This is a genomic window from Helicobacter felistomachi, assembly GCF_030296895.1.
In the GTDB taxonomy this organism is placed as follows: Bacteria; Campylobacterota; Campylobacteria; order Campylobacterales; family Helicobacteraceae; genus Helicobacter; species Helicobacter felistomachi.
The window spans coordinates 1,338,125-1,356,405 of the sequence record NZ_AP028022.1; the positions used below are offsets into that span (position 1 = coordinate 1,338,125).

The following is an 18,281-nucleotide window of genomic DNA, read 5'->3' on the forward strand; positions in this document are numbered from 1 at the left end:
TTTGTGTTACAATTCCCCCTATGAAAACCAACCCCCGCCATGCACGCCCTGCTAAATGCCCCAGCCTTAAAAAACTACCCCAAAGACAGCCTGAAATCCCTAGCCACCGCCCTTTTTAAAACGCACCAACAAACCCCCTTTACTTGCACTAATTTAGATGAGTGGGTCGGACTTGTCAAGGAACGCTACCACGCTTTAATGTCGCCCCCCTTAAAGCCCCTTTACAACGCTACGGGGGTTGTGCTTTCTACAAATCTGGGGCGTGCGTGCCTAGAGCCTAGCCACTTAAAAGAATTGGAGCTGCTGAGCGGCTATGTCAATCTAGAAGTGGATGACACGGGCAAACGGGCTAACCGCTGCCACTTAGTGCAAGAGCTTTTAAAAATGCTCTTTGGGGCAGAAGATGCCCTCATCTTAAACAACAACGCCAGCGCCTTAGTCTTGGTCGCGAGTGTCTTTGCGTCCAAAGCCCAAAATAAAGAAACTTTACTTTCCTACGGGCAATTAGTGGAGATCGGGGGGCATTTTAGGGCGCACGAGCTTTTAGATTGTGTGACAAACCTTAAATTTGTCGGCAGCACAAACAAAACCTACCTACAAGACTACCAACACGCCCTAAGCCCACAAACAACGCTCATCGCAACCATCCACTTAAGCAACTTCTTGCAACAAGGCTTTGTGGCTTCTGTGGGGGCGAAAGAGTTGTTTAAACTTGCCACAGCGCATAAGATTTTATTTTATGAAGACCTAGGGAGCCTACAAAGCGTGCCACAAGTGCAAAAATCTCTAAAACACGCCCATCTAGTGAGCTTTAGCGCAGATAAACTCTTAGGCAGCGTGCAAGGGGGATTGTGCTAGGGGCTAAAGAGTGCGTCCAAGCTTTGGCCAAACACCCCCTTTATCGGGCGTTTAGAGCGGATAAAATCCAGCTTTACATGCTTGCAAAAGGTTTGCAAGCCCATATCCAAGGGCAAACTAACCCCACACAGAGATTTTTAGCCCAAGATCAAGATGCTCTGTTAAATAAAGCGTTAAAACTCTTGCAACTTTTAGATGGAGTGCCGGCCACACTCATAGAGACGACCGCTTTAATCGGGGGGGGTGTAGCAGACACAGGGCTTAAAAGCTTTGGTCTGCTCTTAACGCCCAAAAGAGATTTTAAAGAGTTGCACCACGCCTTACACCAACAAGGGCTAGCCTGTATCCTGCGTTATGATGGGGTGCTTGTAGACACCTTTGCGCTGTTTGAAAAGGACTTAAGCACCATTGCTAAAATCGCTAAAGGAGTGCTACAATCCTAGCTCTTTGGGCTTGGGGGTTAAGCCTCTTAAGTTTTAAACTGGTTGATCTCTGTGTCTAGTTCGGCGGTGGCTGTGTTGAGCGAGTCGGCTAGACTGATGATTTCTTTGGCATCCTCTAGGGACTCTTCTGTATCTTTATCCACTTGGGTTAAACGCCCGGCCATAGTGCGGATACTCTCCCCGGTTTTATTGTAGTCGCTGATGAAAGCGTGGGTGTTTTCCACCACCGCCCCCACCTCTGCACTCATGGTTTTAAAGCGCTCTTGCACCTCCATACTGCCCGCGCTGAGCTCCTCAATTTTCTTAGAATTGAGATTCATTTGGTTGCTGACATCGTTGATCTCTTGCACGATCACACTGATGGTGCTGTTGATCTCGGCTAAGCTTTTTTGCGTTCTTGCGGCTAAGTTGCGCACTTCATCGGCGACCACCGCAAAGCCCCGCCCGTGCTCCCCGGCTCTTGCTGCCTCAATGGCCGCATTGAGGGCTAATAAGTTGGTCTGATCGGCGATGTCGTTGATGATGTGCAAAATGCTTTTCACGCTGTCGGCGTTTTTGCTCAGTTGCTCGACCTTGTTGGCCAACTCCTCCTCCGTTTTAGCCCCATCCAAAATTTGGGTGAGCATCGTGGTTAAAGAGGTGTTGGACTCTTCAATAGAGGCTTGCATTTGCCCCAATCGGTCCCCCACATCTTTGGCGGCTTGCACCGACTTAGCCACAGAGGCGGTGAGGGTGTTGGTTTCTTGGCAAATATCTTGGACGATTGCGGCATTGCTCTTGGAGCGCTTGTAAGTGATGTCGATGATGGCTTGCAATCTATGTGCTAAAGATTTGTTATGCACGCTGTTGCTTTTCATGCCCTCTATGCACTTATGGATTTTCTCCACAAAGGCGTTGATGCTTGTGGCAACTTTGTTCACATCATCATACCCCCTGCGTACTCTCAAGCGTTTCGTTAAATCCTTGTCCCCTTGTCCAAAGTTGTAAATCCGATCTACAGTTTCTTTGAGGCGTCGGATGATCATAAAATAAAGAGCGACACTAGAAACCAAGATCATGAACAACACCGTTCCGCCGATCCATACGGTGAGAATCCGCGAATTTTTGATCATCTTCTTTCTTGCATCTTGCTCGACGGCACCAATGTCTTTTAAAATATCGCTGTAATAGCTGGTCGTTACGATGATCATGTTGCTTGTCGGGTCGTATTGGCTGTAGGCCACTTTAGGTTCAGGCACTCCACCCGCAAATTTAGGCATTTTGTAGCGGGTGTAACCCCCGCCTTTTTGTGCCGCCTCTAGGTAGCCACGCACATAATAGACCCCATCGGCACTTTGCAAATTTAACCCGCTTTTACCCACAGTTTCCGGATTCACCGGGTCAAAGAGCACTTTGCCCTCTTTATCCACCGCCACCATATAAACCGAATTTGGGTCATCGTTGATGACTTTAAAATAGTCTAGAGTGAATTTGAGAGCCAAATCTTTAGAGGGCTGTATGCGGTAGAAACGGTGCACTCCAAATTTGATTAGACTAAACATACCCTTTAAGGCATCTTCTTTCTTTTTGATGATGTCTTGCTCTGCAACATGGATCAATTGCCGTACAAGGACATGCTGCTTATAGTCTGTGAGCAAGACCACCAAGACACCCAACCCAACCAAAGAAAGAAAAATATTAAGTAAGATTTTAAGCCCAACACGCATTGCCTCACCCCGGTATCTGATCTAGTTTGATGAACGCACAACGCTATTAATAAAAAAAATAACCAAGCACGGACCGCGTATTATAACAAAATTCCGCTCTAAATCATTTAAAACCTAAAATCTATAATGAAAGTGCATCCCATAGCGGGCATAGCCTCTGCTGTCCCAGCCGATCTCGGGGTAAAGCTCCCAGTTGCGGCGGTATTTGGAGGTGAAGAGGTAGGCAAAACCCCAGCCGATTAAAGAGCCGATCACCACTTGTAAAATCGTGTGTTTCTCTGCCACCACCCGGCTCGCATCGGTTAGAATCGCCAGGGCAATCACGGGGATGGCCGGCTTCCAGCCATAGCGGTAGTAGACAAACCCCGCCGCGCTCCACGCCCCCCCGGCATGCCCGCTTGGCATCCCCCGCCAGCTATCACAGCAAGGCCGTTTGGCAAAGGGCACATGCGCCCCCCTTGCGTGCGCGCTTGAAAAAATATTTTTCATTCCATAGATCACCCCTTGCGTAACTAAAGAGCCAATGGCAAGCTCACCCATTCCGCGATAATCGCGCATCCCAAGGCTCACCACGCCCACAAACACAGGCATGAGCCGCAAGACATCGCCCATGTCTTCTAAAATCACGGCATCGCGGGAGATCTCAGCGCGTCCCAAATTGCTAAACAATAAAAACACGGCAAACAAACGGGATAATTTTTTCAGCATAGGGCGCATTATAGCATTTTGTTAGGGTATAATGCCCTTTATGTTCGCTTACTTTTTACTGAGTTTTGCTTGTGCTTTGGGGGTGGTTTTTTACGCGAAAAAGTCTGAGATTTTCACCGACAACGCCAACAAGCCCCAAGGCTTCCACACGAAGAAAACCCCTAGAGCGGGGGGGCTTGGCTTGTTTGTGGTGTTTGTCTTTAGTGGTGGGCTTTTGGGAGTGTGGGGGTTTTTAGGGGGAGTGCTCATTTTTATCAGCGGCTTTTTAGAGGATTTAAACTTCTCTTTAAGCCCCAAAGTGCGCCTCATCTTACAAAGTCTAGGTGCGCTGGTGGTGGTGCTCTTTGCGCCTTTAATCTTAAAAGACTTTGCCCCCCTACTTAGTTTGCCCCTAGCTTTAGCCTTGCCCTTTAGTGTGTTCATGCTCGTAGGCGTGGTCAATGCCATGAACATCATCGATGGCTTTAACGGGCTAGCCGGGGGTTTTGGGGTGTTGGCTTTAGGCTTTATGTATCTAGCCGCCCCAAACCCCTTCATTTTAGCCATGCTCTGCGCCTTGTTGGGTTTTTTAGTGTTGAACTTCCCTAAGGGTTATATTTTCTTAGGCGATGGGGGGGCGTATCTCTTGGGCTTTATTTTGGGGGTGGGTTTAATGGATTTGTCGCTTAAGGGGTGTGAGCGTGTGGTTTGGGCTGGCTTTAATGGTCTATCCGGTGACCGAAGTTTTATTTTCTATCACACGGCGTAAATGGCAAAAGCAAAGGGCGACTTTGCCGGACGCTTTGCACCTACACACTTTGCTGTTTAAAAGCTTGCAAGACAAGCCTAGTTTTTTAAACCCCAACGCCCTAACAGGCTTAATCATCGTGCTTGCGAATCTGCCCTTTATGTGGGTGAGTTTTTTATGCCGCAAGCACCCTTATGCCTTGCTGCTTCTCATCGCTCTTTTCGTGGGCTGTTATCTCAAGCTTTATGCTAAACTTCAAGGACGGACAAAATGCGCTTAGGATTAAACATCGACCACATCGCCACGCTAAGAGAAGCGCGAAAAATCCACGAGCCAGACCCGCTAGAAGCGATCTTTATCGCCAAAAATGCGGGCGTGGATTTAATCACTTTGCATTTAAGAGAAGACCGCCGCCACATTCACGAGGACGATGTGAAAAGCATCCTCAAGCACGCCCCCCTGCCCATCAACGCCGAGTGCGCCATTGACCCTGAAATCACCAAAATTCTATGCCATTTACGCCCCTTTAAAGCAACTTTAGTGCCTGAAAGACGGGAGGAGATCACCACAGAGGGGGGGTTAAACTTAAAGCACCCCAAGCTGCAAGACACCATCAAGGCTTACACCGATTGTGGGGTAGAAGTTGCCCTTTTCATTGACCCGAGTGTGGAAAATTTAGAATCAGCCCTAGCCCTAGGTGTTAAAGTTGTGGAACTACACACAGGCAAGTTTAGCAATGTGTTTAACACCCTTTACACAGGCTTTAAACACCATAAAAACCGCCTAGATTTACCAAAGGACAACGCCACTTTAAAAGAGATGCTAGAGGCAAGCTTAGAGGAGCTCGCCCAAAGTGCCTTAAAAGGGCAAGATATGGGGCTAGAAGTGTGCGCGGGGCATGGGCTCAATTATGCGAGTGTGGGCCTAGTCGCTAAATTGCAAGGCATTCGTGAGCTCAATATCGGGCATGCCATCATCGCTAGGGCGGTCATTGTGGGGCTAGAGCAGGCGATTAAATCCATGCAAGAGGCGATTCATGCCCCCTAAAATCGCCATTTCTATCGGGGATATCCAGGGCGTGGGCGCAGAGATCGCCTTGAAGGCACACTCTAGCGTTTGCCAAATTTGCCAGCCCATCTATTGCGTGCATCAAGAACTCTTGGCGCAAGCCAACACCCTGTTAGGCAACACCTACACCCACGCCCTAGAAAATATGCCGTGTGTCGCCCCCCGTGCACCCCAACCCACAATCAAACCCGCCCAAGTGGATCGAGAAAGTGGATTTTACAGCCATGCAAGCTTTTTAGAGGCTTTAGATTTGTGCGACAAGGGGGAGGTTAGCGGGGTTTGCACTCTACCCATCCATAAGCACGCTTGGCAACTAGCAGGCATTGCCACTCCCGGGCACACCGCTCTTTTAAGAGAGCGTTACCGACAAGAAGCGATCATGATGCTTGGTTGCCCTAGTCTGTGGGTCGCGCTCTTTAGCGAGCACATCCCCTTAAGTGCCGTGAGCGCAAAGGTGCGCCTAGAGCCTTTAAAAGAGTTTTTACACACTTTGGCGCAAGTCTTAGACACCCTAGAGCAGATTGTGGTTTTAGGGATCGATCCGCATTGTGGGGACAATGGGGCGATTGGGATACAGGACATGGAAGTTAAGGGGGCGATAGCGCAAGCCAACGCCCTTTTAAAAACACCCAAGTTCTTAGGTCCTGTGCCGGCAGATAGTGCCTTTGCTCCCCGTTTTAGGGCAAATCATAGGCACTTTGTCGCCCTTTATCACGATGTCGGGCTTGCCCCCCTCAAAGCCCTGTATTTTGAAGAGAGCATCAATGTGTCTTTAAACTTACCCATCAAACGGGCTTCAGTCGATCACGGCTGCGCCTTTGACATCGCCTATCAAAATCTAGCCAGCACAAAAAGCTATGAGAACGCCCTTAAGTGGCTTTCACAGCCCTAAAAATCAGTGTCCCTCTTTCAAATACAAGCTGTGTAGAATTTTCACTTCTTCCAGCTCTTTATTGCCATCGATCATGGATTGCAAAGACCCCTTGATCGCAAACACGGACATATAAATATGCACAATGAAAAAGCCCACCAAGACTAGCCCGAAGAAGTTATGCACAAAGGCACTCAAGCGCAATAAAGAGATTTGATAAAGCCCCAAAAAGTCCGCGATCGCGCTCAAATCCGCGGTGTTAAAATACAAAATCCCCCCGCTGGCGATCATCACCAGCCCGCCCAAAGTGGCGATCCAAAACCATGTCTTTTGCCCAGCATTGAATTTATAAGCCGGCACGGGCTTATGCTCTTTGCTCAAATACCCGCCCATGATGATGAGCCATTTAAAGTCTGCTAGACTTAAGATCATGTCCTTAAGCCACATGAAGAGCATGGGTAAGACAGCCACCATGAAGATCACACAGCCCACGCTGTGCGCAACTCTGCAATAGCGCACACATGCTCCCCCGCCAAAAAAAGCTCCAAAGATCATGATAAGCCCTGTGGGGACAAGCACAATAAAGGAAATCCCGGCGATCCAGTGGATGATGCGGTTAAAGAGCGTAAAAAAAGGGATTTTCTGCCCGCTGTGCTTAAACTGCTTGGGACCGATGACTAGATAATGCATTAAAAAGCCTAAGCTCACACCCAAAACCACTGCCAAAAACAGCCACATAAAATAATGCCCCTGCCAAAGCGTCCAAAGCTGACCGAGTTGGCCGGTTTGGGTTTGTCCGTAGGGTAGAATGCCTAAAATGCGCTCTTGATCGAGGGGCGTGCTCTGCGCGTTTAAGACCCCAACTAAGCCAACAAATAGAGACTTTTTCATCAACCCCCTTAAGGTGTCGCGCCCTCTAGTTGGTGCGCGGCTTTGGTTTTAAAGTCTTGGGCGTTGGCGTATTTAGCCATGACTCTTTTGCGGTAGATGTCGGCAATGCTCAAGGCATCGCCCACTAACAGCGCGTTGGTCGAACAAGTCGCCGCACACATGGGCACTTGACCGCTGGCGATGCGGTTGACCCCATAAAGCTCCATTTCTTTTTTGGAGTGTGTGGGCGCGGGACCCCCAGCGCACATGGTGCACTTATCCATCACGCCGCGCACGCCAAAGGCCCCATCTCTAGGAAATTGCGGCGCGCCAAAGGGACAAGCATATAAGCAATACCCACAGCCAATACAGGTTTCTTTGTTGTGTAAGACAATGCCGTCTTCTCGAATGTAAAAGCAATCCACCGGGCAGACCTGCGCGCAGGGCGCGTCCGTGCAGTGTTGGCAGGCAATGGAGATAGATTTTTCTTTGCCCTCCACACCCTCATAAAGGGTGATGACCTTACGCCGATTCAAGCCCACTTCTAGCTCGTTAGAGTGCGAGCAAGCCACAGAGCAGGCAAAACAGCTAATGCAGCGGTTGTCGTCACAATAAAACTTCATGCGGTTGGCGTTTGGGATTTGTTTGCTAGGCGCAATATTTGCCATGTTCTCTCCTTAAGCCTTCTCAATGCGGCACAAACCGGCATTAAATTCAGGGATTTGCGTGACCGGATCAAAGCCGTAGTTGGTGATTGTGTTTGAGCTCTCGCCCGTGGTGTAGGGCTTCGTGCCTTCAGGGTAGCGATGGCTCACATCCACGCCCTGCAACACCCCGGCAAAGCTATAGGGCATGCAAATGCGATCGGGCGTTACAGCGTGGCTAAAGATCGCCTTAACTTTAATCTTAGTCCCCTCAGGCGAGTGAATCCACATCATCTCCCCATCTTTGATCCCGTGGTTGAGTGCCAAATCCGGATGGATGTGGCAAAACATCTCGGGCGTGATGTGGGATAGATACTTGCTGGTGCGCTCTAGCATGCCCGCTCCGCTCAAATTCACCAAGCGCATAGAAGCGATCACAATGGGAAATTCTTTAGCCCACTCCTGCTTAGTTTGTTCGCTTGCAAAGCGCACATCCACCCTAAAATTATTCACCTGGTCTTTAATGGCCGGGTATTTTTTCACCAAATCGGGACGGGGAGAGTGGATGGGCTCTCTATGCACCGGGATTTGATCTAAGAAGTTCCACACAATGGCGCGCGCGCGGGCATTGCCATAGACACACACGCCCTTTTCATCGCATTTTTTTTGGATGAGCCCGCTGGTATCGACTTTCCAATTATCCCCCATAATAACCTTTTCATGCTCGGTGAGCTTGATTCCTAACACCTTTTCAATGTTGGCTTTAGTGATTTCAGGGTAACCGCCCTTAATGGCTGAGCCTTTAATGGTAACGCTCTTATCGGCTAACAAGCTTTGCCCATCGCGCTCTTCGCCAAAGCGCGCCCTAAAGCCCATGCCGCCCTCTTTGGTGGGTACGCTCGTGTCGTATAAAATGGGCGTGCCGGGGTGCTCTGGAGTCCAGGCCGGCCAGGGCAAGCCGTAATACTGCCCTTTCATCGGTCCATAGCCCTCTTGGCTGATGTAATCAAACATGTGCCAATTTTCTTGTTGGGCTTTGAGTCGCTCGGGAGTCCAACCTCCAAGCCCGATCACTTTCACTGTGCGCGCGATCTCACGAGTAGCATCTTCGGGCCAGCTAAAGCTCTTTCTCACCTGCACCAAATCCCCGTTTTTATCAAAGTCACAGAGTAGGGCTTTGGTGTATTCCTCATAAAAGCCAAACTTCTTAGCCATTTCAAACATCAGTTCGTGGTCCTGCTTGGCTTCATACAAAGGTTTAACCACCTGAGATCGCCACTGGGCAGCCCGATTCGTGGCGACCACAGTTCCCTCGCATTCAAATTGCGTGGCGATGGGTAGGACATACACGCCGTCTGGTTTGTCGGTCAAAATCGCCGCCTCGTTCAAGAAAGGTTCGGCGATCACCATTAGATCCAATTTCTCAATGGCTCTAGCCATTTTGATGTTGTGCGCCAAAGAGCTCACCCCATTGCCCTGCACCCACAAGCCTTTAATGGGTGCGCTGGAGTGGGTCTTGCTCTCTTGCAACACGCCCTCATACCAAAGCGACACGCTAAAGCCCTTTTTAAACATCCACTCAGGGCTAAAGAAGCGTTTTTGTAAATATGTGTAATCCACGCCCCAGCATTTGGCGTAATACTTCCAGCTAGCCTCACCTAAGCCATAATAACCGGGCAAATTATCCGCGACACAGCACATATCCGTGGCCCCCTGCACATTGTCATGCCCACGCACAATATTACAGCCCCCACCCTTTTTACCCATATTGCCTAGAACTAATTGCAAAATGGAGAGCATGCGGGTGTTGCCACTACCCACGCTGTGTTGGGTGATTCCCAAAGCCCACGCTAGTGTGGCCGGTTTAGCGGTGGCAAAAACCCTAGTCGTTTGGATCAAAAGGTCTTGGGGCACGCCGGTGATGTCCTCCACCACTTCGGGCGTATATTTGAGCGCCTCTTTTTTGATCGCGTCGATCCCATAGGCTTGGTTTTTAATGACTTCTTTATCCTCCCAGCCATGCTTAAAGATCAAGTGCAACATGCCATAGATGAAGGCAATGTCCGTGCCTGAGCGTATCCGCACATAAATATCTGCCTTAGCCGCGCTCTTGGTAAAGACCGGATCGATCACAATCAATTTTGCGTTGTTGCGATCCTTGGCTTGCAAGAAGTGCTTAAAGCCAATCGGGTTGCTCACAGCCGTGTTCAAGCCCACCATCAAAATCGCTTTAGAATGCCCGACAATGTCCCCGAAGTGGTTTGTCATCGCACCATACCCCCATGTATTCGCCACACCGGCGACTGTGGTGCTGTGTCAAATGCGGGCGACGTGGTCTATATTGTTTGTCCCATAAAAGGCGGCAAACTTACGCCAGTAGTAGGCTTGTTGCGAATTCATCTTCGCACTGCCTAGAAACATCATGCTATCAGGCCCGTACTTTTCGCGCATTTTAAGCATTTTTTCGCTGATCTCGTTGATCGCTTGCTCGTAGCTGATGCGCTTCCACTGTCCGCCCTCGCGTTTGAGCGGGTATTTTAGGCGCATTTTGGACTTGACTAAGTCGATTTGATCCACACCTTTGCAGCAGTGGCTGCCCGCGCTGATGGGGTGATCTTGGGCGACATCTTGGCGAATCCACACCCCGTCTTTGACCTCAGCGATGATTCCACATCCGGCCGAACAGATACTGCAGATGGTTTTAACCCGTTTGACCCCCTCATTAGGGTCGATCATACTCTCTTCTTTGCTGACTTTGGTGTTGGCAAAGGCTAGGCTTGCGCCTGCCCCCGCCCCGATTGCGCCCATTTTTAAGAACGAGCGCCGACTTAAATTACCCATGTTATCTCCTTAAAACTACCATGCACTTTTATAAAAAATCTCCCAAGCGGGGGTTTTATGGTAAAGAATTTCTTTTTTATTGCTCTTGCCCACCACCACGCCATTGCTATTAGCATCCGTGTCCGGAAAACGCCTTTCAGGCATGGTCGCTAGCAGGCTTTGGCTAGAGAGGGCCCCCACACCCAAGATCCCTAATTTCTTTAAAGCCCCACGTCTTGTTGGAGTTCCGTTTTCTGCCCGCGTCCCACTTTCGTTCATTAAACCTCCTAGACCAGATTAAAAAATAATCTTTCGTGTTGGATAAATGCGCTGAGGATTATAGCGCAATTTTTGTAACACACGCTTCTTTGGTGTGTAGAAATGGCATTGATGAAGGCATCGCCACATAAATGGAAGAAGTCTTTAAAGAGCGTGGCGTGCAGCGCAAAGAAGTGCGGATTGGCTAGCATTTCCTTTAAAAAGGCGTTCATCATCAAGGTCAAAAACGCCAAATCGTCCTCAGCCACAGGCACGCCGATCGTGTGGCTCTCAATGTGTAAGCCCGATTGTTTTAAAAGCGCGATCGCCTCTAGGCGTTTTTTGCCATTGTCTTGCCCCTCCAAGTAGTAAGACGCACTTAAGGGCACAAACTGCTCCCCGGGCGCGAACAACACGGCGTTTTGCTCTGCTTTAAACGCCTCTAGCCCTTGCGCCAAAAAGTTATCAAACTCTTGCCAGCTCTGCCCCGTCTTTAGATCAAAGGGGTAGTCTTTTAAATGCCTCACCAACGCCCCCAATTCTTGAAAAAGCCTCTCATCGTGCACGAACACCACTAGATAGTGCCACAGGCGGTAGTAAAGTGCCCGAGCGTGGATTAAGTCAACTTCCATGCGGACTCTCTAAGTGGTCGTAAATGGGGTTAATTTGCCGGCGCACCCGAATAAAAATCGCTCTCTTGGGTAGTTCCTCTAAGTTGGTTGCCCCCACATAGGCGCAAGTGGAGCGCAGTCCGCCTAAAATCTCTTGCAAACGCGCCGCCACAGCCCCCCGAAAGGGCAAATAGACTTCTTTGCCCTCGCTGGCCCGATAAGAGCGCACCCCCCCGTGGTGTTCTTGGGCGGTGTATGAACTCATGCCATAAAATAAAGCATAGGGCTTGCCCTCTTTGTCTACAATCTTGGCCTCGGATTCGGCATGGCCGGCAAACATCCCCCCTAGCATCACAAAATCTGCTCCCCCGGCTAGGGCTTTAGCGATGTCGCCCACACAAACACAGCCCCCATCCCCACACACCAGCGCGCCTAAAGCGTGCGCCGCCTGCGCGCACTCCACAATCGCCGAAAATTGCGGCACACCCACGCCTGTCATTTTGCGGGTGGTGCACACACTGCCCGGGCCAATGCCCACCTTGACAATGTCTGCCCCCGCTTGCACGAGTGCCTCGCTCATCTCTGCCCCCACCACATTGCCCGCCATCAGCACTTTATTAGGAAACTTCTCGCGCACCTTAGCCACATGGGGCAAGAAGTGCGCGCTATAGCCATTGGCGACATCTACACAAATGTTGGTCAAAATGGGGATCGCCTCTAAAATGCGCCCAAGATTTTCTAACTCTGCCTCACTTGTGCCTATGGTGATGAACACATAGGGCAAGATGGCGGCGTTGTCCTTGGCAAACTCCACCCACTGCTCTAGGGTGTAGAATTTATGCAAGGCGGTAAACATCTTTTCCTGGGCTAGGGCTTTAGCCATGCTAAAAGTCCCCACGCCATCCATGTTCGCCGCCACCACTCCGACCCCTTTTAACACAAACCCGCTCTTGGTCTTAAAGCTGCGGGTTAAATCCACTTCCTGGCGGGAGTTGATGGGGCTACGCCTAGGTTTGATCAAAATATCCTCAAAATCTAAATATTCATGGGCATCCATATGCATGGCAAATCCTTAATACTCTAAAAAATACCGCTGCAGGGTTTTTAAGTCATGGGTTTTGGTGAGCCCTACCATTAAAAGAATGCGGGCTTTGGCGGGGTTTAAATTGTCGCTGGTTAAGAAGCGGTATTTAGCATCGTTGATTTCGCCCGGTTGGGTAACTTCGCCGCTGCCCACCCGACTAGAGCGCACCACCACCACGCCCTTTTTAGTCGCCTCTGCCAGGACATTGAGCACGGAAGGGAAGAGATTGCCATTACCCATCCCAGCACTCACAAGCCCCTCGGCTCCCTTAGTCAATGCCGCTTGCACGAAGTTAGGATTGTCATTTTCGTGGGCGTAGAGAATGTCCACTTTAGGCAGACTTTTAATATTGGCGATGTTAAACACGCTGTTAAAGGTGTGCTTCCTTAAAGGCTGCATGTAAAAGCGCACCTGTCCGTAAATCACAGAGCCAATGGGCCCGGTGTTTAGGGATTTAAAGGTGTCGGTGTGGGTGGTGTTGGTTTTGCTCACTTCCCTAGCCGCGTGGATCGCACCGTCCATCACCACTAAAACCCCCTTGTTGTCCGCTTGTTTGTTTGCTGCCACCGCCACGGCGTTGTAAAGGTTTAAGGGGCCATCGGCACTCAGTGAGCTGGCGTTGCGCATCGCCCCCACAAAAACAATGGGTTTTTTGCTATGCACCACAAGGTTTAAAAAATATGCACTCTCTTCCATCGTGTCTGTGCCATGCGTGATGACCACCCCCTGCACTTCGGGCTTGTCTAGCAGGGCTTGGGTGCGTTTGGCCAGCTTCAATAAAGTGGCGTTGTCCATCTCTTGAGAGCCGATGTTGCTGATTTGCTCCCCTTTAAGGGTGGCGAGCTCTTGCAGCTGCGGCACGGCCTTTAGGAGCGCATCCACGCCCACCACCCCCGCCTTGTAAGCACTGCTTAAATGGCTGTTAGAGTTACCCGCAATCGTGCCGCCTGTCGCCAAAACATAAATTAGGGGTTTTGCCCAACACACCCCCATAAACAACAACAAAGACCAAAACAAACGCATAAAAGCCCTTTATAAAATAAATGCCCCTACTCTAACGCATTTTTCTACACACTTGGCAAATAACTTAAGCTAAAACCCTAGCTTCGTTTGCTAAAATGGGCGGTTTAGATTTCAAGTAAGGACACGCATGCAAACCCTGTCGATCATCAAACCCGATGGCGTGAAAAAGCGCATCATCGGCAAAATCATCACCCGTTTTGAAGACGCGGGGCTCGAGGTGGTGAAAATCAAACGCCTGCATCTAAAACAAGCGCAGGCTGAAGAATTTTACGCCATCCACCAAGACCGCCCCTTTTTCAACGACTTGATCGCTTTTATGACCAGCGGTGAGGTGGTGGTGATGGTGTTAGAAGGGCACAACGCCGTGGAGAAAAACCGCAAGCTGATGGGCGCGACTGACCCCAAGGCCGCCAAAGCGGGCACCATTAGGGCGGATTTTGCTGAAAACATTGATGCTAATGTCGTGCACGGCAGCGATAGCGAAGAGAACGCCCAAAGAGAAATCGCCTTTTTCTTTAGCAAATAGTGCGCCTAGAAATGCAAAAAATCGGACATTCTGCTAAGTCTGTGGCATGCCAATACGAGGGCGTGCATTTAGACGGGCAGGTGTGCCGCGTTGCCCCCAAATTCTTTATTTTTGAGGGGCGTTTGCATGGAGAGGTGCAAGTTGTGTGTGCGCGAAGTGCGCAAGTCTTTAACAAAACCTTGTCCCAAGATTTAAAACTCTTGCTCTGCGATGGGGTCTTTGACCCTAAACAGAGTTTAGAGGGCTGGGGCGTGGATGCCTTAGACGCCGTTGAGTGTTTTGGCGGTGTCATTGATTTGGAGGATATTCTGCGCTCTGAGGTGCAGAGCATCCAAGCCGATTACCACTATTTAAACCAAGCATAAAGGATGAAAAATGGCAGTACCTGATAGACGCGTGAGTAAAACAAGGGCGAGAAAACGCCGCACCCACTACACAGCCAAATTGGCCATGCCCGTTAGAGGCAAGGACGGCAGCTGGAAATTGCCCCATTTTGTCAACCGATTCACAGGCAATTACAAATAACAAACGATGAAAATCGTTGTTGATATGATGGGGGCAGACCTTGGAGTCTTACCCATTATTGAAGGTGTTTCTAAGGCTTTGGCGCACAAGGCATTTGAGCCCATTTTAGTGGGCGATGCCAAGAAGGCAAAGGCGTTCATCTCTAAAGATTTGGCCTCTAAGGTGGAGGTCATCGATTGCCCCGATTACATCCGCATGGAAGAACAAGCCACGGAGGCACTCAAACGCAAAGAGGCTTCTATCTTCGTGGGGATGGATATTTTAAAAAATAATGGGGCAGATGCTTTAGTGTCGGCCGGGCACAGCGGGGCGACTATGGGGCTAGCCACGCTCAAACTCGGGCGCATTAAGGGCGTGAGCCGTCCCGCCCTTTGCACTTTAATGCCCTCTGTGGGTAAAAGGGCGAGCTTGTGCCTAGATGTGGGCGCGAACACCGATTGCAAGGCGGAGTATTTATTAGACTTTGCCATTTTGGGCTATGAATACGCTAAAAGCGTGTTGGGCTACGACAACCCCACGGTGGGGATTTTAGCCAATGGCGAGGAAGACAGCAAAGGCGACACCCTCACCAAGGAAGCGTTTAAGCTCATCCACGATTACCCTCTATTTGCCAACAACGCGTCCATTTTTAAGGGCAATGTGGAGGGCAACGACATTTTTGTCAACAGCGTGGATGTGGTGGTGTGTGATGGCTTTGTGGGCAACATTGTGCTCAAAACCACCGAAGGAGTCGCCAGCGCGATTGGCAGCATTTTTAAAACCGTGATCAAAGAGCATTTCAGTGCCAAAATCGGGGCGTTTCTCTTAAAAGAAGCCTTTGGCACACTCAAGCAAAAGACCGACTACGCCGAGTATGGCGGCGCACCGCTGCTGGGGGTGAATAAAGCCGTGATCATCAGCCACGGTAAGAGCAATGCGCGGGCGATTGAATGCGCCATTTACCAGGCAATTCGGGCCAAGGAAAGCGGTGTGGCACAGAAAATGGCGCAAGCTTTCAGTCATAAAAATGCGGGCGTGCAAAGCCCCCCTGTTTCTTAAAGGAAGTCCATGCCCTATGCAATGTTGCGCTCGGTGGCTTCGTATGTGCCTGCAAATTGTGTCCCCAACAGCGCCTTTGAGGGGCTGTTAGACACCAGCGATGAATGGATACAAAAGCGTACAGGGATCAAGACCCGCTATTTTGCTAGCCCCGATCAAAAGAGCAGCGATTTAGGCATGCAGGCGGCCAAGCTTGCCATTGAAAGGGCAGGCCTAAAGAAAGAAGACATTGATTTGGTTTTGGTGGGCACACTAAGCCCGGATTATGTCGCCATGCCCTCCACCGCCTGCAACCTTAGCGCAAAGTTAGGCTTAGAGAACACGCCCAGCATGGACCTCATCGCCGCGTGCAGTGGGTTTATTTATTTGCTCGCCACTGCTAAGGCATTTGTGGAAAGCGGGATGTATGAAAATGTGCTGATTGTGGGGGCAGAGAAGTGCAGCAGTGTTTTAGATTTTAACGATCGCTCCACTTGCGTGTTGTTTGGGGATGGGGCGGGGGCTTGTGTGATCTCGCCCACTGAAGACATTAAAAAAAGCATTTTGGATGTCAAAATTGCCGCCAATGGCAACTTTGGCGACTACCTTTACACCCCACGCAACATTAAGGCCAGTGCCTTTTGCCCCGGATATGAGGACACCCAAACCCTGCACATGAAAGGCAATGAAGTTTTCAAACTTGCCATTAAAACTTTGCTGAAAGATGTGGAAGAAATTTTACAGGCCAACGCCGTAACCCCAGAACAAATCACCTATTTTATCCCCCATCAGGCAAATTTACGCATCATCCAAGCGGTGCAAAACCAACTCGCCTTTAAAGAGGAGCAAGTGGTCTTGACCGTGCAAAAGTATGGCAACACCTCCGCGGCCAGCATCCCCATGGCGATGAATGAAATTTACGAACAGGACAAGCTCAAAACGGGCGATTTAATGCTCTTAGATGCCTTTGGGGGTGGCCTCACTTGGGGCTCTGCGCTGGTGTATTTTGGAGAAGAAAAAGCGTAGCTTTTTCTTTGGTGTAGCCTTTTCAAGAAAGGTGTAGCCATTCCTTGGCAATGTAGCTTTTTCTCAATTTGCTAAAAACCACGCCCATTTTGGCAAGATTGTGGACGCGGCAAAGCAGCCCTATAAACGCCAAAAACACCATACGCTGACGCTAGCTTAAATATTTTAGTGCCAAGCAGGCATAATAGCTGGCCGCACGGGCCAACAGCGCATCGTTAAACACATAGCCGGAGGTGTGTAAGTAGTGGGTGTTTTCATTTTCTAAAAAGGCGTAGGCTGAGGGGCGTTTTTGCGCAAAGTAGCCAAAGTCCTCGCTACCCATAGCCGCCGGATATTCAAAACAGCAAGCCTCTTTACCAAAGACTTCCGTTGCCACTTCTTGGGCGAAGGCCGTGGCTTTAGGGTCATTAAACGTGATAGTGGCAACACCCTGCTTGGTGATCTCAATCTCCACCCCATGAGCCAAAGCAGTCTCTTTAGCGATTTCTTCAATGCGCTTAGCTACGATCTCCTGGCTTTTGCTGTCTAAAGCCCGCACGCTTAATTTTAAAGTGGCGCGATCGGGGATGATATTAAAGGTGCTGCCCGCATTAAACGCCCCCACACTCACCACCGCGCTGTGCTGGGGGTCAACATTTCTAGCCACAATGCTTTGCAGCGCCACCACTAAAAATACACCCGCCAGAATGGGGTCTTTGCACTTCTCAGGCGCGCTCGAATGCCCACCCTTGCCCTTGATTTCTAGGGTGTAGCTGTCTGCGCTTGCCATAACCGCCCCACTCTTTAGATAAAATTTTTTGTCCGTCCCTAAAGGCATGTTGTGTCAGCCAAAGATCATGTCGCTGCCAAACTTTTCTAACAAGCCATCTTCAAGCATCGCCCTAGCCCCCCCCAAACCCTCTTCAGCGGGCTGGAAGTAGAGATGAAGCGTCCCTTTAAACTCTTGGTTGGCTAGATATTTGGCCGCCAACAACAAAGACGCGCTGTGTCCGTCATGCCCACAGGCGTGCATTTTACCCGCGTTTTGGCTCTTGTAGGGCAAATCGTTGTCTTCTGGCATGGGCAACGCGTCCATGTCTGCCCTTAAACCGATTTTCCTAGGCGAATCGCCCTTTTTGAGCACGCCCACCACCCCCGTTTTGCCTACACCCGTGTGCACCTCATAGCCAAACTCTTTGAGCTTCTTAGCCACGAGTTTAGAAGTTTCTATCTCTTCAAAGCCCAGCTCGGGGTGCTGATGGATTTGCTGGCGCAACTTGATAAACGCCTCTTGCATGGCGACAATTTCAGGGATGAGGGGCATGCATCTTCCTTTGAAAGTTTGAAAAAACAGCATTATACGCTGTGTGGGTAAACCTTGTGGTTTATCGGGTTTCTCTGTATGTTTGATGCATGGCGTGTGCGCGCACAAACCACCCCTTGGTGCGTGTGGCACCTCACCCTCCATAAAGGGCTAGCAAGCCAGTCTTGAGTTTTGGCACAACCCAAACAAAGTT

At 50.0% G+C, this 18,281-nt stretch carries 16 protein-coding genes and 3 pseudogenes; 9 read left to right on the forward strand and 10 right to left on the reverse strand.

The features are described 5' to 3' along the window. Positions 1–198 precede the first annotated feature (198 nt). Positions 199–1,301 (forward strand): annotated as a pseudogene (selA, locus tag QUE23_RS07030) (L-seryl-tRNA(Sec) selenium transferase). Between the two features lie 26 nt (positions 1,302–1,327). On the opposite strand, the gene QUE23_RS07035 reads toward selA, so the two are convergent. Continuing rightward, complete coding sequence (locus tag QUE23_RS07035) at positions 1,328–3,007, reverse strand: methyl-accepting chemotaxis protein (RefSeq protein WP_286348363.1); 1,680 nt, start codon at positions 3,005–3,007, stop codon at positions 1,328–1,330. 114 nt (positions 3,008–3,121) lie between these two features. Further along, positions 3,122–3,715, reverse strand: coding sequence for a phosphatase PAP2 family protein (locus QUE23_RS07040; protein ID WP_286348364.1), 594 nt, complete (start codon positions 3,713–3,715; stop codon positions 3,122–3,124). A gap of 31 nt (positions 3,716–3,746) precedes the next feature. Between QUE23_RS07040 and QUE23_RS07045 the strand changes: the two are divergent. The 3 genes and pseudogenes from QUE23_RS07045 (at position 3,747) to pdxA (ending at position 6,402) form a co-directional block, all read left to right on the forward strand. Further along, a pseudogene (locus QUE23_RS07045) lies at positions 3,747–4,722 on the forward strand (glycosyltransferase family 4 protein). Then, a complete protein-coding gene (locus tag QUE23_RS07050) occupies positions 4,713–5,489 on the forward strand; it encodes a pyridoxine 5'-phosphate synthase (RefSeq protein WP_286348365.1) in 777 nt (258 codons plus the stop codon). Before QUE23_RS07045 ends, QUE23_RS07050 begins: the two are co-directional and overlap by 10 nt. Continuing rightward, a complete protein-coding gene (gene pdxA, locus QUE23_RS07055) occupies positions 5,479–6,402 on the forward strand; it encodes a 4-hydroxythreonine-4-phosphate dehydrogenase (protein ID WP_286348366.1) in 924 nt (307 codons plus the stop codon). Before QUE23_RS07050 ends, pdxA begins: the two co-directional genes overlap by 11 nt. A 3-nt stretch (positions 6,403–6,405) precedes the next feature. Here the strand turns inward: pdxA and QUE23_RS07060 are convergent, their stop codons facing one another. Genes QUE23_RS07060 through QUE23_RS07090 form a run of 7 tightly spaced genes read right to left on the reverse strand, consistent with a single transcriptional unit; the run spans position 6,406 to position 13,691 of the window. Beyond that, on the reverse strand, positions 6,406–7,272 hold the full coding sequence (locus QUE23_RS07060) for a formate dehydrogenase subunit gamma (RefSeq protein ID WP_286348367.1): 867 nt from the start codon (positions 7,270–7,272) through the stop codon (positions 6,406–6,408). Between the two features lie 8 nt (positions 7,273–7,280). Further along, a complete protein-coding gene (fdh3B, locus tag QUE23_RS07065; protein ID WP_286348368.1) occupies positions 7,281–7,919 on the reverse strand; it encodes a formate dehydrogenase FDH3 subunit beta in 639 nt (212 codons plus the stop codon). 9 nt (positions 7,920–7,928) lie between these two features. Then, positions 7,929–10,736, reverse strand: a complete 2,808-nt coding sequence (locus tag QUE23_RS07070; RefSeq protein WP_434801981.1) for a formate dehydrogenase subunit alpha — start codon at positions 10,734–10,736, stop codon at positions 7,929–7,931. 15 nt (positions 10,737–10,751) lie between these two features. Continuing rightward, positions 10,752–10,994, reverse strand: a complete 243-nt coding sequence (locus QUE23_RS07075) for a hypothetical protein (protein WP_285602854.1) — start codon at positions 10,992–10,994, stop codon at positions 10,752–10,754. A gap of 8 nt (positions 10,995–11,002) precedes the next feature. Beyond that, positions 11,003–11,605, reverse strand: coding sequence for a molecular chaperone TorD family protein (locus tag QUE23_RS07080; protein WP_286348369.1), 603 nt, complete (start codon positions 11,603–11,605; stop codon positions 11,003–11,005). Beyond that, on the reverse strand, positions 11,595–12,647 hold the full coding sequence (locus QUE23_RS07085; RefSeq protein ID WP_286348370.1) for a GMP reductase: 1,053 nt from the start codon (positions 12,645–12,647) through the stop codon (positions 11,595–11,597). Before QUE23_RS07085 ends, QUE23_RS07080 begins: the two co-directional genes overlap by 11 nt. Positions 12,648–12,656: 9 nt before the next feature. Then, positions 12,657–13,691: a type II asparaginase gene (locus QUE23_RS07090; RefSeq protein WP_286348371.1), complete on the reverse strand. Its 1,035-nt coding sequence runs from the start codon at positions 13,689–13,691 to the stop codon at positions 12,657–12,659. Positions 13,692–13,818: 127 nt separating this feature from the next. Between QUE23_RS07090 and ndk the strand changes: the two genes are divergently transcribed. The 5 genes from ndk to QUE23_RS07115 are packed head-to-tail and all read left to right on the forward strand — an operon-like array spanning position 13,819 to position 16,785. Further along, positions 13,819–14,217, forward strand: a complete 399-nt coding sequence (ndk, locus tag QUE23_RS07095) for a nucleoside-diphosphate kinase (protein ID WP_286348372.1) — start codon at positions 13,819–13,821, stop codon at positions 14,215–14,217. A gap of 11 nt (positions 14,218–14,228) precedes the next feature. Then, positions 14,229–14,582 carry a hypothetical protein gene (locus tag QUE23_RS07100; protein WP_286348373.1) on the forward strand — a complete coding sequence of 118 codons (354 nt, stop codon included), beginning with the start codon at positions 14,229–14,231 and terminating at the stop codon, positions 14,580–14,582. Between the two features lie 10 nt (positions 14,583–14,592). Further along, on the forward strand, positions 14,593–14,742 hold the full coding sequence (rpmF, locus tag QUE23_RS07105; RefSeq protein WP_286348374.1) for a 50S ribosomal protein L32: 150 nt from the start codon (positions 14,593–14,595) through the stop codon (positions 14,740–14,742). 6 nt (positions 14,743–14,748) lie between these two features. Next, positions 14,749–15,780, forward strand: a complete 1,032-nt coding sequence (gene plsX / locus QUE23_RS07110; protein WP_286348375.1) for a phosphate acyltransferase PlsX — start codon at positions 14,749–14,751, stop codon at positions 15,778–15,780. A 9-nt stretch (positions 15,781–15,789) separates the two neighbouring features. Next, complete coding sequence (locus tag QUE23_RS07115; RefSeq protein WP_286348376.1) at positions 15,790–16,785, forward strand: beta-ketoacyl-ACP synthase III; 996 nt, start codon at positions 15,790–15,792, stop codon at positions 16,783–16,785. Positions 16,786–16,936: 151 nt separating this feature from the next. Here the strand turns inward: QUE23_RS07115 and QUE23_RS07120 are convergent. Next, positions 16,937–18,088, reverse strand: a pseudogene (locus QUE23_RS07120) (M20 aminoacylase family protein). Positions 18,089–18,281: the final 193 nt, after the last annotated feature.